Annotated in this window: 7 protein-coding genes; 5 read left to right on the forward strand and 2 right to left on the reverse strand. The window is 62.5% G+C overall.

Annotated features, from left to right (window positions below; genetic code table 11):
• Nucleotides 1-22: 22 nt before the first annotated feature.
• Complete coding sequence (dgcA, locus tag IFT59_RS06735) at nucleotides 23-1,003, reverse strand: N-acetyl-D-Glu racemase DgcA (RefSeq protein ID WP_192086417.1); 981 nt, start codon at nucleotides 1,001-1,003, stop codon at nucleotides 23-25.
• A 58-nt stretch (nucleotides 1,004-1,061) separates the two neighbouring features.
• On the opposite strand from dgcA, the gene IFT59_RS06740 reads away from it, so the two are divergent.
• The 5 genes from IFT59_RS06740 (at nucleotide 1,062) to IFT59_RS06760 (ending at nucleotide 5,839) form a co-directional block, all read left to right on the forward strand.
• A complete protein-coding gene (locus IFT59_RS06740) occupies nucleotides 1,062-2,267 on the forward strand; it encodes an MlaE family lipid ABC transporter permease subunit (RefSeq protein WP_446737829.1) in 1,206 nt (401 codons plus the stop codon).
• Nucleotides 2,267-3,124 (forward strand): ABC transporter ATP-binding protein, encoded by an 858-nt coding sequence (locus IFT59_RS06745; RefSeq protein WP_062456591.1) that lies wholly within the window; start codon nucleotides 2,267-2,269, stop codon nucleotides 3,122-3,124. The genes IFT59_RS06740 and IFT59_RS06745 overlap by 1 nt, the downstream gene beginning before the upstream one ends.
• 8 nt (nucleotides 3,125-3,132) lie before the next feature.
• Complete coding sequence (locus IFT59_RS06750; RefSeq protein WP_062456594.1) at nucleotides 3,133-4,503, forward strand: MlaD family protein; 1,371 nt, start codon at nucleotides 3,133-3,135, stop codon at nucleotides 4,501-4,503.
• A gap of 22 nt (nucleotides 4,504-4,525) precedes the next feature.
• A complete protein-coding gene (locus tag IFT59_RS06755; RefSeq protein WP_062458021.1) occupies nucleotides 4,526-5,134 on the forward strand; it encodes an ABC-type transport auxiliary lipoprotein family protein in 609 nt (202 codons plus the stop codon).
• A 366-nt stretch (nucleotides 5,135-5,500) separates the two neighbouring features.
• Nucleotides 5,501-5,839, forward strand: coding sequence for a hypothetical protein (locus IFT59_RS06760; protein ID WP_192086419.1), 339 nt, complete (start codon nucleotides 5,501-5,503; stop codon nucleotides 5,837-5,839).
• 373 nt (nucleotides 5,840-6,212) lie between these two features.
• Here the strand turns inward: IFT59_RS06760 and IFT59_RS06765 are convergent, their stop codons facing one another.
• Nucleotides 6,213-13,568, reverse strand: coding sequence for an apolipoprotein A-IV repeat region-like domain-containing protein (locus IFT59_RS06765; protein ID WP_192086420.1), 7,356 nt, complete (start codon nucleotides 13,566-13,568; stop codon nucleotides 6,213-6,215).
• Between the last annotated feature and the right edge of the window lie 378 nt (nucleotides 13,569-13,946).

Here is a 13,946-nt window from a genome sequence, read left to right on the forward strand (position 1 = left end):
GCCTGTCGGTGCAAGGGACTCATTATCCCCAGAGATTCGTCCGGGGCGGATAGACCAGCGATCCGTCGTATCGCAGCCCGTCCGGGCGGTCTTGCGCCAAGAGTAGCGGACCGTCGAGATCGGCGTAGTCGGCATCCTGCGCCAGAAGAACTGCGGGGGCCATGGCAAGCGAGGTTCCGACCATGCAGCCGATCATGACGGCAAAGCCCAGTCGCTGCGCTTCCTCCTTCATGATCAGCGCCTCGGTCAGCCCGCCGGTCTTGTCGAGCTTGATGTTGACGGCGTCGTAGCGGTTTCTCAAACTTGCAAGATCGCCGGTTGCGTGCACGCTTTCGTCAGCGCAGATCATCACCTTGCGGCGAATGGTGGCAAGGATTGCATCCTTGCCGGCTGGCAGCGGTTGCTCGATCAACGAGATACCGAGGGCGTCGGCCACATCCAGATGTCGGGCCAGACTGTCCTCTGTCCAACCCTCGTTGGCATCGACGATCAGACGCGAATCGGGCGCTGCCTGCCTGACCGCCCGCATTCGGCTTTCGTCATCGTCTGTGCCGAGCTTGACCTTGAGGAGAGGGCGCGCCGCATTCCTGCGCGCATCCTCTGCCATTGCCTCCGGCTCGCCAAGCGACAGCGTGAAGGCGGTGATGAGCGGCTTTTCGGCAGCTTCAATCATCGATGCGACCGATCGGCCAAGGCTTTTGGCTTCCAGATCCCACAAGGCGCAGTCCACCGCGTTGCGGGCGGCTCCCGGTCGCAGGCGCGTCTGCAGTGTGTGTCGATCCATGCCATCGTGCATCATCGAAGCGAGGGAGTTGATCTCGTCGAGGACGCCTTCGGTTGTTTCACCGTAGCGTTTGTAGGGAACGCATTCGCCCCGGCCGGTCAGGCCGTCGCGGGTGATCGCACAGGTCACCACCTCGGCTTCTGTCTTGGAACCGCGGGAAATCGTAAACACCCCCGCGATCGGGAATTTCTCGATTGTTGCTTCGAAGTGACGCGTCATGGTTTTCCACCTGGGCGTTGTGGCAAATCCGTTCAGGGTCGCTATATTGCCGCTCTCAGTGCTGCGATCAACAGCAGATCGCAGCCGCGTGCTGCTTAACCTAAGCCGAAAGAAACCTGTGCCGTCACAACCTGCCGAAATCAAAGCCGAAGACCTGCCCGGCGGCGATGGCGAGCGCTACATTCTGGCCGGAGAATGGCGCAATCATTCGATTTCGCCGGTCCTCAAGGCGTTTGGCGATCTTGAAAAGAGCAGCGGGTCTGGATCCCTCGAGATCGACGTCTCGGGGATCGACGGAATCGATACATCCGGCGCCTGGCTGATTCGCCGTCTTATGTCGGCAAAAGCCGAGCAGGGTCGCGACGCGAAACTGGTCGGGGCGGAAGGGACGATCGAGGAACTGGTTGGCGCCCTGCCGGAAAAGACCCCGGCACCGCCGCCCAACGATCAGGACAAGCGGTCGCTGTTTGATCGCGTGTTCAGCCCGATCGGCAAGACGATGACGGAATTTGCCGGTGACTTCGTCGCCGCCATGCACATTCTCGGTTCGGCGGTCCGTGGCGCACAGCTGAAATTCGGCCGCGGATCCGGCGTCTCTCCTGCATCCGTCGTGACGCATATCGACCGGATGGGCGTTCGGGCGGTTCCGATCATCCTGCTGATGTCGTTTCTGATCGGCGCGATCATTGCCCAGCAGGGCGCTTTCCAGCTCCGGTATTTCGGGGCAGAAATCTTCGTCGTCGACTTGGTCGGCATTCTGCAGCTTCGCGAAATCGGCGTTCTGATCACTGCGATCATGATCGCCGGCCGTTCGGGCAGCGCGATCACCGCCGAAATCGGCTCCATGAAGATGCGCGAGGAGATCGACGCGCTGACCGTCATCGGCCTTAATCCCGTCGGTGTGCTCGTGTTCCCGCGCCTTGTCGCTCTGACGATCGCACTGCCGCTCCTGACCATCGTCGCGAACCTGTCGGCCCTCTACGGCGCTGCGGTGATCACGCTGGTCTATTCCGGCATCACATTCGATACGTTCCTGTCGCGCCTCAAGGAGGCGGTCGACTTCTCGTCGGTGGCCTCAGGCATGATCAAGGCGCCGTTCATGGCGCTGGCAATCGGCATCGTGGCGGCTGTCGAGGGAATGAAAGTTGGCGGCAGCGCAGAATCGCTCGGCCAGCACGTCACCTCGTCGGTGGTGAAATCGATCTTCGCGGTGATCCTGATCGACGCGATGTTTGCGATTTTCTATTCCGCGATCGATTTTTGATGGGGACCGGCGTGGAAGACGTTCAAACCTTTGACAATACCAAGCCCGCGGAGACGAAGAGCGACGAGCGCAAGGTCGTGCTGTCGGTCAAGGATCTGACGGTCGGCTTCGGCTCGAAGCTCGTGCTGGACAATCTGAACCTCGATATTTACCGGGGCGAGATCCTCGGCTTCGTCGGAGCGTCGGGCACCGGTAAGTCGGTGCTGATGCGCACGGTTCTCAGATTGCTGCCGCAGCGCTCAGGTACGATCGAGATCCTCGGAGTTGATTATGCCACCGCCGACGAACAGCAGCGCGTGGCGCTCGATACGCGGCTCGGCGTGCTGTTCCAGCACGGTGCGCTGTTTTCGGCGCTGACGGTGAAAGAAAACATCCAGCTGCCAATGCGCGAGTATCTCGATCTGCCGCAGTCGCTGATGGACGAACTCGCCTATGTGAAGCTTGAGATGGTGGGCCTGCCGCCCGATGCGGCCGACAAGTATCCGTCGGAACTCTCTGGCGGCATGATCAAGCGCGCAGCCCTTGCGCGCGCTCTGGCGCTCGACCCCGATCTGGTTTTCCTCGACGAGCCCACATCGGGCCTCGATCCCATCGGCGCTGCCGATTTCGATGCCTTGATTGCAAGGCTGCGCGATACGCTTGGCCTCACCGTCTACATGGTGACCCACGACCTCGACAGCCTGTTTTCCGTTTGTGATCGCATTGCCGTGCTTGGGCAGAAACGGGTCTTGGTGGAAGGCACGCTTGAGGATATGTTCGCCTTCGACGATCCGTGGGTTCAGTCCTATTTCAAGGGCAAGCGCGCGCGTTCCGTCGTGACCGATGAGACCAGGCCCGACGGCGAATCTGAGAAGTGATGTAACCTATGGAAACTAAAGCAAATTACGCCCTCGTTGGCTTTTTTACCTTGCTGGTAATGGCTGCCGCTTTCGGGTTCGTCTACTGGATGGCTTCGTCCGGCCGGGGAGGCCCCACGGCTGAGCTGGCGATTCGCATTCCAGGCTCCGCAAACGGTCTTTCCGTTGGTTCGGCGGTGCGCTTCAACGGCATCCCAGTCGGCTCCGTGCGCAGCCTCAGCATCGACCCGGATGATCCGCGCTACTCGATCGCGTTCACCGAAGTGCGCGCCGACGCACCTGTCTACCAGTCGACCAAGGCCGTTCTGGAAGTTCAGGGCCTGACGGGCGCTGCCTATGTGGAAATGTCGGGTGGTGCCAAGGGTGAAGAAAACATCCTGCAGAAGGCGATCGAGAGTGGCCGTCCTGCGGTGCTGATCGCCGACCAGTCGAGCGTGACCAACCTTCTTGCGACGGCCGACAAGATCCTCGACCGGGCCGACCAGGCAATTGGCGACATCCAGGGATTTGTCGGAGACGCACGCGGTCCGCTGACGCAGACTATCCGCAACGTCGAGACGTTTACGGCTGCGCTCAGCAACAATTCGGACAGCATCGACAAATTCCTGAACAGCCTCTCGACGCTGTCGGCGACGGTCGATCGCGTCTCCGGCACTTTGAACTCGACGCTCGAAGCAGCTGACCAGCTGGTACGGGCAATCGATGCGGAGCGCGTCAATCAGGTTGTCACGAACGCCGAACGGGTGACTCGCAACATTGCCAATGCCTCGGACAACTTCGGCCCTCTGGTGCAGAACGTGACCCAGGCGGCTGCGAGCTTCCAGCAGGCAGGCGTCGATGCGCAGAGCGCCCTGAAACGCGCCGATACGCTCATGGCGGCCGTCGACGTCAATCAGGTCGGCGCTACGATCCGCAACATCTCGTCGGCATCCGAAGACGCACGCCAGACGCTCAGCTCGGCGCGCGACGTGATCGACGACGTGTCGCGCCGCCGCGACGACATCAACGGTGCGATCTCCAACTTCACGGACATGTCGACCAAGCTGAACAACGCTTCGAACCGCGTCGACGGAATTCTGGCGAAGGTGGACGGGCTGGTCTCCAGCGACGACTCGCAGGGTCTGTTTGCCGAGGCGCGCAAGACGCTCGAATCCTTCCGCACCGTCGCCGACAATATCAATTCGCGCGTTGGACCGATTGCCGACAACCTGTCGCGCTTTTCGTCCGGTGGCTTGAGAGACATCCAAACGCTGATCAACGACACGCGCGGAACCGTGCAGTCGCTCAATCAGGCAATCAGCAATTTTGACCAGAACCCCCAGCGCCTGATCTTCGGCGGCGAAACGGTGAAAGAGTACGATGGCAGGACACGGCGCTAACATGCGGGGAGTTCAGGGTTTCATGCAAGGATCTGCGATGCTTCGCGTCATGCGCCATCCGATCATCATCGCAGCCCCTTTGATGGCAGCACTTCTGGCCGGTTGTGGCAGCAAGGCGAACAACGACACGTTCGACCTGTCGATCACGCCAATGGCGAGCGGAGCAACCGCGAAGAGCCGGCAGATCCTGGTGCCTGAACCGACTGCGGTCAAGATGCTCAACAGCGACCAGGTCGTTGTGCGTATTTCGCCCTCCGAGGTTCAGTATCTGGCCAATTCCCGTTGGGGCGACAGGCTTCCGGCACTGGTCCAGTCGAAGCTGGTCGAAGCGTTCGAAAACTCAGGACGGGTTGGCGGCGTCGGCAAGCCGGGGCAGGGTCTGGCGATCGACTATCAGGTCGTAACCGATATCCGCAGCTTCGAGGTGGTGACCGAGGGCAACAGGCTTGCCACGGTGGAGATCTCGGCAAAGCTCTTGAACGACCGCAACGGCAGCGTTCGTGCCCAGACCGTCTTCAAGGCAACGGTGCCGGTCGCCGGAACCGAGAACCGCCGCTTCATCGAAGCGCTGGACAAGGCATTTGCACAGGTCGGCGCGAATATTGTCGACTGGGCTCTCAAGGCCATGTGATCCTTTTCGCGCGGGGACGACCCGCGCGATATCGGCCTGGCGGAGACTTCTCTGCCGAACAATTCGCGGCAGAGAAGCACTTTCCTGCAGTACGTAATCTTACCCGAGCGAACGCTACCCAAGGGCGCTGGCGGTGAAGCTTGGCGATGGTCCCAAGCATCGCGTTAGGATGCCCACCCGGCTCCCGGACCCGCTCTGCCAGCTGAGCGATACGATACTGGTTCCAGCACTGCGATCCTCACGAGATCTGACATGCGTCTGTGACAGCTGGCTTTGCAATCCGAACTAATAGCCTGGCCGTTATGGAGTTGACTTGCGCTATAAACAGCGCTCCGATCTCGGTTGCCTCTCATGAGAGCCAAGCGAATGGCCGAACTTCCAATTCCCGTCTATCTTTTCACGCAATCCGGTTTTGCTCGCTCCGGTGACACCGTGGTCAGCGTTGCACCGTTGCAAAGTGTCGTGGCGGTTTATGGCGCAGGCGGCGTGGTGGGCGAAGGTGGTCTGGCTTTTGCCATTGGCGGCGCCGTGGTGTTTCGCAACGATGTCTCCGGCGCGTGCTATATCGGCGTCTGGGGCGCCCGGAACGCGTCACGCTTTCGCAGCGACCTTCGTGCACGGATGGAGATCATTCTCCTCAGGCACGCGCCCGATGCGCGGCTCAGTTTCTGGGGCGCGGCAAAAGAGCGGCCGTTGAGGAACTGAGTAGAAAGAGGGCCAGACTCAGGTTCGCTCCGATGTAGTGCAGCCCATCGAAAGCCGGCTTGATGGGTGGCTGAGCGTTCTGTGAAGAGTACTGGCGAAAAACTCCGCAGGTCGGTTTGGAAACTGAGCCTGTCACCAAACTCCTCTCATCCTCGCCCTTGTGGCGGGGATCCAGTCAGCTCGTGTCCTTGAGCTGAAGGAGTCTGTGACCCCAACAGCCCTCGTGCCGCTGGGATTTCGGCACAAGCGCTGGGATGAGGGAGGTCGGGGTAACCCTCTCGCCAACAGCTTCTTCAGGGTTCATCCGCCAACGAAAAAGCCGCCCCGAAAGGCGGCTTTTCTTGTTTTTGGCATTCCCTGCGGAATGGATCGATCAGCTGAAACGTCCGGCCGCGTGGGCGAGCATGGTGTAGACCTTGCCCGTATCCGAGGTCAGGTAGCTCTGGGTGACCGTCTTGTCGCGATCTGTGCGGGCGACATCGGCGAGCAGCTTTTCGAAATCGGCGATGTAGCGATCGACGGCGGTGCGGAATTCCGGCTCGCGTTCGTATTTCCGCTTGATGTCGTCGAACGTCTGCTGGCCCTTGAGCGTGTAGAGGCGGCGTGTAAACACGTCGCGCTCGCCGCGCTGGTAACGGCGCCAGAGGTCGACCGAGGCGTCGTGATCGATCGCGCGGGCGATGTCGACCGACAGAGAGTTGAGCGATTCCACCATGTGACGCGGGTTGCGGTTGTCGCCGTTGGTGCGAACCGGCTGGGCCGGTTCGGCTGCTGCCGGGCGTGCAGGCTGCTGCGGCTGGCGGGCAACTGTGCCGGCTGTATCGTCACGCGAGGCACCGCGAAGGAGATCGCTGATCCAGCCGCCTTCACCTGGACGCTGCGTTGCGTCAGGCGCGCGGGAGACCGGGGCCTGAGGCTGTGCGAGAACCTGCGTTACCGGTGGCGTCTGTGAAGGCGCCTGGGCAACCGGCTTGCTGACGCCCTGTGCGATGCTCGGCGTCGGACGATCGAGTGGCAGACTGTCACGAAGGACAGACGAGCCAAACGGTGCGCTCGTCGCGGCGGCTGGTGCCGTCGGGGCTGCAGGGCGCGGGGCCGCCGGCTGCGGAGCCGCTTGGGCGACCGGAGCAGGGCGCGACACTGCAACCGGCTCGGACACGTCGAGGCTCTGGGCGGACCGGCCGACTAGCTGCGAGATGTCCTGCAGGGCCTTGATCTGTTCAGCCACGGCACGGCGCATGGCGGCTGCGCTTTCCTTGGCTTCTTCGGGCAGATCGAACGCGCCGCGCTTCAGTTCGGTGCGAGTCGCATCGAGTTCCTGGCGAATGTCCTGGGCCGAGCGGCGGATCTCGTCGGTTGCGCCGGTAAAGCGGCCGATCGCCTCTTCAACCGAAACCCGCAGCGTATCGCGCAACTGCTGGGCTGCGCCATCGGTGCGGTTTGCGGCGTCGGCCAGCAGGCGCTCGATGTCGCCCATCGAACCGGTGATGCTGCCGCGCAGGCGTTCGGAGAGATCGCGGGCGCGTGTCTCTGCATCCGACAGTGTCGTCTCGATGGCGCGGCTTGCCTCGTTGCCAGCCTCGCTCAGCGTCTCGCGCATAGCCTGGGCCGTGAGGTTGGCACGCTGCTGGGTTTCGCCCAGGCCGCGGCCGATATCGGCGAAGGAAGCATGCAGGCTTTCGCGCAGCGATGCGCCGATCTGCGAGGTGCGATCTTCGGCGCGGGTAAAGGCGCCATCGACGAGCGAGGTCAGACCATTGAGCGTGCCTTCGATTTCCTCCGAACGCTTGACGAGACCGGCAGAGAGCGTCCGAAGCGCGGTCTGGCGTTCGTCGAGCGTGCTGGCAAGGTTCGACTGGGCAGCGCCGAGCAGCTCGGATGCCTGAGCGAGAACCTTGGAGTGATCGTCGAAGCGACCGACGATGCCGCCGACCTGGCTGAGCGTCTGGCCGGAAATGCTGACCAGGCGATCGATGTTGTTTTCGAGCAGGCGGCTCGAACCGTGCACGAGGTCGGCCGCGCTGTTGGCCGATTCGGCAAAGCGGTTGGCGGTCGCATCGAGCTTCTGATCGGCGTCGGACAGCTGTTCGCTGACGCGGTCCGCTGCCTGGCCGAGATTGCGGGCGGCCTGTTCGACCAGCGATGCGATGCCGGAATTGCTTTCGGCAAGACGCTCGATCAGGCTGTTGACGTTTGCCGACAGGCTCTGCTCGACGGCGCGCATGGCACCGGTGGCATTCTCTGTCCGCTGGCTGATGGCAGCGAGCGTCTCGTTGGTACGGGCGGAAATCGCCTCCACCAGTGCGTCGTTCTCGTTGCGGATGCGGTCGGTCGTATCGCGGGCGGCCGTGGAAAGGCGCTCGGCGCTTTCCTGTGCGGCCTGGCTGATGCGCTCGGCGGCGGACCGGCCGGTCTCGGCATATTCCTCGACGAGAGGGCGTGCCTTTTCGTCGATCAGCTTGGAGAGTTCGGCCGAACGGCTTGAGAGCATCGAGTTCAGGTCGCGGGTGCGGCTGTCGAGTGACGAGCGGATCGATTCGCCACGGGCAGCGAGTGCCTTGTCGACGGCCGAAAGAGCGCTGTCGAGTTCGCCTGCGGTTTCGGCAAGGGTGTCGCGCAGAGACGTGCCGCGGGCATCGAGCGCCTTTTCGGCATCGCCAAGCGCTTCCGAAATCGCGTTGACCTGCTTCTTCACCAGGCTGTCTGCTTCGGCGACCTTGTGGACGATCGCGTTGCCGGCTTCCGAGAAGGCCTGCGCCACGGTTGCCGCCTGACCGGCAAGCCGGTTCTGGGTTTCCGAAATGCGGTCGACGATATCGTTGGAGCGCTGTTCGATGGAGCGGGCAAACTCATCGTTGCGGGTACTGAGTTCTTCCGTGAAGTCTGCGCCGGCGCGGGCAAGAAGCTCTGCCGAACGGCTGGCTTCGCTATCCATGCCCTGCGCTGCGGCGCTGACGGCGTCGCGGAGGCTGGAGGCGAGGCCGACAGCCTTGCCTTCGATGGTGCGCGACACGGCGTCTAGGCCGACGGTGAGCGCCCGGTCCATGGTGCCGAGGCGTTCTTCGATGCGGGCGGTGCGTGTATCCAGCGTTTCGGCGATCCGATCCGACGTTTCGGATCCGATGCGCTCAAATTCCTGCGTGCGGGATGCGAGCGCCTGATTGATGCGGTCTGCAGTTTCTCCCGACAAGCGCTCCAGTTCGGCCGTGCGATCACTCATCACGGTAGAAACGCGATCGGTCGCAAGGCTGGTAACGCGCTCCAGTTCCGCGGTGCGGGCGCCGAGTGCATCGGCGATACTGTTGCCGGCCGTGTCGACCAGGCTGGTAGCATTGCCCAGTTCCGAGCGGATGCGTTCTTCCAGACCACCGAAAGTCGTCTCGATCCGGGTGCCGGCGCCATCGAGGGCGGTAGAAACGCCGCCGACAGTTTCTTCGACGCGGCTCGAGAATCCCTCTGCGGAGGCTGTGATTTCGCGGGCGGCTTCGTTGAGCTGGCCTGCAATCGCGCCGACGTTTTCGCGCAGACGCGTTTCCAGGTTTTCACCGGCGCCGTCGATCGTGGCGCGCAGCGATTCCTGCTGGGCTTCGAGGGACATTTCCAGCATGCCGGCGCTGGTTGCGATGGTGGCGCCGATCGATGTTGCCTGATCCAGCATCAGGTCGGCCAGATGGTTTTGCGCATTGGTGAGCGTGCTGGCAATCAGGCCGCCGCGATCGTCGAGTGTCGAGCGAATGCGCTCGTAGCCGCCATCGAGCGTAGACGAGAGCTGGCGGTTTGCGGTGTCGAGCGTCTCGGCCATCTGACCGTGTGCCGTCGTGACCTTTTCGGATATGTCGCGGCTTGCGGTATCGACGACGCCTGAGATCTGTACGGCAGCGGTGCCGACCGTGTCGCTGATGGTGCGGGTTGCTCCATCCAAGGTCGAAGCGATGTTGCGCGTTGCGTCGCCGACGGACTGGGAAATGTTCTGGGCGCCCGAACCGACCGTCGAGGAAATCTCGTAGTTCGCGGCGCCGAGCGTCTGCGCGATGTCCTGTCCGGCTGTGGCAAGCGTATCGGCGAGCTGCTGGTGACCGAGGCCGATCGTTGCAGCAATCCGCTGCTGGGTGGCGTCGAAGGTTTCGTCCATCCGCTGCAGGCCATCGGCCATGCCGGTTTCGAAGCGGCTGGTGCCATCGGTGAGGGCGGATTCAATACGTGTGGCTGCGCCACCGACCGAGTTTTCGAGACGAGCGCTGCCACCGTCGAGGATGCGGGACAGTTCCGCAGCCTGGGTTTCGAGCGTGATGTCGAGGCCGAGCTGGCCGTCCTGGTAGGCACTGCGGATTGCATCCGTGCGATCTGCAAACGCGCTTTCGATGCGTTCCGCTGCACCGCCGACGGATGTCTCAAGCTGCGCGCTGCCGGACTGGATGATGCGCGACAGTTCCGAGGCGTGGGTCTCGAGCGTGATGTCGAGGCCGAGCTGGCCTTCCTGATAGGCGCTGCGGATGGCATCGGTACGATCGGCAAAGGCGCTTTCGATGCGCTGGGCTGCACCGCCGACGGACGTCTCAAGCTTCTCGCTACCGCCCTGGATGATGCGGGTGAGTTCCGAAGCGTGCGTTTCGAGTGTGATGTCGAGGCCGAGCTGACCTTCCTGATAGGCGGTGCGGATCGCATCGGTGCGATCGGCAAAGGCGCTTTCGATCCGCTGGGCTGCGCCGCCGACGGATGTCTCAAGCTTCTCGCTGCCGCCTTCGATGATGCGGGTAAGTTCCGAAGCGTGCGTTTCGAGTGTGATGTCGAGGCCGAGCTGACCTTCCTGATAGGCAGTGCGGATTGCGTCGGTACGATCTGCGAACGCCGTTTCGATACGCTGGGCTGCGCCGCCGACGGATGTCTCAAGCTTCTCGCTGCCGCCTTCGATGATGCGGGTGAGTTCCGAGGCATGCGTTTCGAGCGAGATGTCGAGACCGAGCTGACCTTCCTGATAGGCGTTGCGGATCGCTTCGGTACGATCGGCGAAGGCGCTCTCGATGCGCTGGGCTGCGCCGCCGACGGATGTCTCAAGCTTCTCGCTGCCACCTTCGATGATGCGGGTGAGTTCCGAGGCATGCGTTTCGAGCGTAATGTCGAGACCGAGCTGACCTTCCTGATAGGCGTTGCGGATCGCGTCGGTGCGATCGGCAAAGGCAGCTTCAATGCGGCCGGCAACCCCTTCTACGGAATTCTCGAGGCGTTCGCTGCCGCCGTCGAGAATGCGCGCCAGTTCCGAGGTCTGGGTCGCAAGCGTGATGTCGAGACCGATCTGGCCGTCCTGATAGACGCTGCGGATCGCTTCGGTGCGTTCGGCCAACGTGGCTTCGATCCGTTCGGCTGCACCGCCAACAGACTTATCGAGCCGTTCGCTGCCGCTGTCGATGATGCGGGAGAGCTCGGAGACGTGGCTTTCGAGCGAGAGATCGAGACCGAGCTGGCCGTCCGTATAGGCCGTGCGGATTGCTTCGGCGCGAGCGGCGAACGTGTGTTCGATACGGCTGTCTGCATCCGATACGGCGCCGATCAGAGCTGCCGTCTTTTCTTCGAGTGCGCCTGTGAGGCGATCTTCGTGCAGGGCAAGCGAAGTCGCGATGTCCATCGACCGGTCATCGAAGATCTCAGCGAGGCGGTCGCGGTTGGCGGCAAGCGTCGTGTCGAGGCTCGTCACCTTGCGCTCCAGTTCGCTGCCGAGCCGGATCTCGCTGTCGGACAGCGCCTTCGACAGGACTTCAGTCTTGTCGTCGAACATCGAGGACAGGCGCTCGGGTGTTCCCGACATCAGCTCGCTGATTGCCGAGGTGCGGCTGTCGAGGACTTCTGCAAGACGATCGTGGCTGCCGGTGACCGCATCGATGAGGGCGTCCGCGCGCGAACCGACGGCGTCCTCGAAACGGGCCTGGCTATCGGAGAGTGCGGCGGCGAGTGCCGTGCCGCGTTCGACCATGACGGCGTCGACCTTGTTGTGGGCGTCGCCGAAGCTGTGGCTGATTTCGTTGCTGCGGGCAGCAAGCGCATCGGAAAATTCGCGGGCGCGGTTTTCGAGCATGGAGTCCAGCACTTCCTGGCCGGTTCCAAGCGTGGTGGCGAGCGCAAGGGACTGGTCGGTCAGTGCATTGCCGATCCGGTCGATGCTGGACGACAGGATGCCTTCGATCGCATCCGAACCGCCGGCGACGGTTTCGTTGATGCGGGCAAGGCTGTCCATCAGTTTGCTGTCGAGCGTGCCGGCGCGCTGGTCGAATGCCGTGGTAAACTGCGACAGGCCGTCGTCGAAGGTTGCCGAAAGCTGGCCAACGGTTGCCTGGAGACGGTCTTCGAACAGGCCGGAGCGGAGGTCGAGATCCATGATCGCGTCGTCGGAAGCGGTCTGCAGGCTCTGACGGAAGGTGGCGCTCTTCTGGTCGAGCGAGCGGTTGAGCGCGGCGATTGCCGTGTCCAGCGTGCCGCCGAGCGTCTTCTCGCTGTCATTCAGACCCTCGGTGATTTCGCGGGTGCGGGCAAGCAGCGTCTCGTTGAGCTGACGGGTGCGGTCGGCGAGGGCGGCGTTCAGCTTTTCGGTGTTGGCATCGATGGTCGACGCACGGGTTTCGAACTGGCCGAGCAATTCCTGACCGCGTTCGGACATGGTCGATGTGAGCGTGTCGAGGCGGATATCGAACTCGGTGGCCAGAGCGATACCGGACGATGCCAGGCTCGAGACGAGGTTTTCGGCACGGGCGGCCATCAGGGAGCTGAGCGCTTCACCGGCAGCGTCGGATTTTGCGATGAGAGACGCGGCGCGGGTGTCGATCATCGAGGCAAAGGCCTCGCCTGACGTGGCAAGGCGAACGGAGATCTCCTCTGTCGACAGCGACAGGTCTTCCTTCAGCTGCTCGTGCACGCCGACGATCGAGGAGCGGATACGTTCCGCATGGTTGACGATCGCGTCGCGCTCGGCACCGAGTTCATGCACCAGGCCGCGGACGCGCAGCTCGTTGTCTGTATAGCTGCGTTCCAGCGCGTTGACTTCGGAATGAACCAGCGTTTCCAGCTCGGAAGCACGCGCAATGGTGCGCTCGATGCCTTCGTTCATCGCAGACACTTCGCGACGGACAGCCTGGCCGACCGACATGATGCGCTCGGAGGCAATGGTTTCCGGTTCGGAGAGACGCAGGGCCACTTCCGCCATCGAGCGGGCCGCATTGCGCAGATCGGCAGCTCTCGCCATCATGATCGCGAAGGCGAAGAACAGCATGATCGGCAGCAGGATGCCGACGACGAGGGCGACGATTCCCGGTGCAGCGAGGACGCCGGCGACCGAGGTGAATTCCCACAGCTGGCTGCCGTAGATCAGCTGGCCGAGACCGATACCCGCAACAACCCAGAAGAACGAGATAATGGCGGCATTGCGGACGGCGCTCTTGATCGAGCCGCCTTCGAGCGAACGAAGAATCGCATTCGGGGTGCGGCGACCGGCATCATTGGCCGGCTCGAAAGCGGGCTGTCGGGCTGTCGTTTCGGGACCGGCCTGACGAGGCGGAGCGGATTGCGGATTTTGTGAGGACGATGGGGAGCGCTGCCTTGGCGTATCCGACACTCTGGTCTCCGAAGCGGTCTGAGTTGGTCGGGCGCGAGGCTGCTCGCCGTTGAAGTCGATCTTCAGCGCTTCTTCCAGTGCCTGGAAAGCCGTCTCATCGACCGACTCGCTGCTCGTTTTCTTCGCCATGCGGTTACGCCTCGTTACACTCACCCGGCGCTTTCGTTCCAGCTCTGCCGCCTGCAGGCTGGAAGTCGGGTCGCCGACCGGAACCCGGCCCGTGCGTCATGCTGGCCGCAATTCCACTTTACTCACAATTCGAACGGCCGTTGTTGCAAACGGATGATAATGAAAGCTTACCACCGTTCCGCCGTCAGACGCAGGATGGTTTACACACCCATCTCAACCGTCCTGTAGTGACACATTCGTGTCTTTCACACAATTGCTCGGCCGGGATCGGCCCGGAAAGCAGATTTGTTGTTAACAGAATTTAAACCACGAAAAATGTCGAAACCCCTGACATTCCGTGAGGTTGATGGAAATTAACCATGTCCCGAAATTTGCGCC

The sequence above is a fragment of the Rhizobium sp. CFBP 8752 genome (genome assembly GCF_014842035.1).
GTDB lineage: Bacteria > Pseudomonadota > Alphaproteobacteria > Rhizobiales > Rhizobiaceae > Neorhizobium > Neorhizobium soli.